Annotated in this window: 2 protein-coding genes and 1 pseudogene; 1 reads left to right on the forward strand and 2 read right to left on the reverse strand. The window is 73.1% G+C overall.

Features of this window, described 5'->3' with window-relative positions:
• A partial coding sequence (locus tag CAP_RS54785; RefSeq protein WP_231512041.1) for a hypothetical protein occupies positions 1 to 424 on the forward strand: 424 nt, incomplete at its 5' end.
• On the opposite strand, the gene CAP_RS43235 is transcribed toward CAP_RS54785, so the two are convergent.
• Positions 425 to 1,018 carry a hypothetical protein gene (locus tag CAP_RS43235; protein WP_052376945.1) on the reverse strand — a complete coding sequence of 198 codons (594 nt, stop codon included), beginning with the start codon at positions 1,016 to 1,018 and terminating at the stop codon, positions 425 to 427.
• Positions 1,018 to 1,758 (reverse strand): annotated as a pseudogene (locus CAP_RS53170) (type VI secretion system Vgr family protein); the annotation flags it as partial. The gene CAP_RS43235 and the pseudogene CAP_RS53170, both read right to left, overlap by 1 nt.

The raw sequence follows: 1,758 nt of genomic DNA on the forward strand, positions 1-1,758 counted from the left end.
CTCCTCGGCTCCCCCCCCGCCTCCCCGTGCCGGCTCCTCGGCTCCCCCAGCACCTCCTCTTGCCGGCGCCTCCACGCCCCCCGCGCCTCCTCTTGCCGGCGCCTCGGCTCCCTCCGCATCCCCTCCGGCTGGGCCCCCGACCCCCGCGCCCCCTGTCCCCGCGCAGCCGCTCGCTGCCCTGCGCGACACAGCGCGCGTCACGCCCCACGATCGCTGGAGCCTCGCCGACTACGCCAACCTCTGCGCCTGCGTGCGCGCGTTCCCCACGCATGTCCCCTGGATCCAGGCGCAGCTCGGGCTGACCCCGGAGACCTGGCGGGCGCTGCACGGCCTCTGGCAGGAGCGCTTCCAGCGCGACGCGGGCCTCAGGGACAAGTGGCAGCAGCTCATCGCCCAGCGCCTCCCGCACTGGAAGCAAGGCTGATCAGTTCAGCCGCAAGATCCTCCCCACGATCCGGAACAGCCCCCGCGACGACGCGCTGATCCGCCCTCCCACCACCTCCACGTCGCCGTCCGCGCGGATCCGGATCGCCGCCCGCCCTGCCCGGAGCAGCACCTCCTCGTCGCCCTCGATCTGGATCGACCCCGCCTTCAGCTTCAGCTCCCGGGGCCGCCGCGTGTGCAGCACCCCCACGATCACCGGCACCATCTCCGGCGCCGTCTCCACCAGCACCGCGTCGCCGTTCTCCACCGCGTCGGTGATGACCCCGGGGTCCACCTCCGGCGCGATGCTCGCGTCGATCGCCGTGCTCATCCCCCGCAGCTCGACCTTCGCGCGCCGCCCGGCCATCCAGACCACGCGGGCCGTGCGGATCGCCACGGGAGGCGGCAGCGGCTCCGAGGGCGTCGGGACCAGCTCGTCCAGCGCCACCTTCCGAGCCTCCAGCGTCTCCAGCACCTCGGTCCGCACCTCGGACGCTTCGGCCTGCGCATCCGGCGCTTCGGCCCCCGCTTCCAGGGCCTCTTCCGTCACCTCGGGCTCGGCCACCGCCGTGACCCCTTCGCGAGCAGCTTTCATCAGACCTCGGAGACCTTCTTGGGGAGCTGAATCTTGGGCGCCAGGATGGCCACGATCGGGCTGGTGATCGAGATCCCGCCCCCGTCGATGACCACCTCGCTCCCGCCGCATTTGAACGTGATCGAACCACCCGCCTCCATCTTGTGGAACGCCCCGATGAACGTCGCCGGACCGCCGGCCGCGATGGAGTGCGACCCCTTCAGCTTGTCGACGATGGCGCCTCCCACCATCGTCGTCTTGGAGCCGCCCACCTCCTCGCTCTCGCCGCCCTTGCTGAGCACCACGAGCCCGAGCGCGCTCTCCTTCTTCGACCCCTTCGCCGACTCGGCGTAGTTGCCGATCGCGAGCTGGATCGTCGCCGCGCCGACGTCGATGCTCTTGTTGCCCTTCACGTTGGTGTCGATCTGCTTGATGGCGGCGAGCCCCTTCATCGAGCCCACCTTCTCGGTGTGGCTGCCGGCGATCTTCGCCGTCGAGTGCCCGGGCCCCTTCTCGCGGTCGGTCGCGTCCACCCCTGCCACGTCGCCCGCCGGCCCGGCCGCATTCGCCCCGGACTCTCCGCCTCCGCCCGCCGCGTCGATGCCCAGCGCCCCTGCCAGCGCATTGCGCGCCGCGCCCACGCCCTCGTGGATGGCACTCTGGGCCGCGCCCCGCGCCATGCTCGCGAGCGGATTCGTCGCCGCCCCCGCGTTCAGCGCGCCGCCCGCGCCGCCCGCGCCGCCTCCACCGCCCGCGCCGCC

This window comes from Chondromyces apiculatus DSM 436 (genome assembly GCF_000601485.1).
In the GTDB taxonomy this organism is placed as follows: Bacteria; Myxococcota_A; Polyangia; order Polyangiales; family Polyangiaceae; genus Chondromyces; species Chondromyces apiculatus.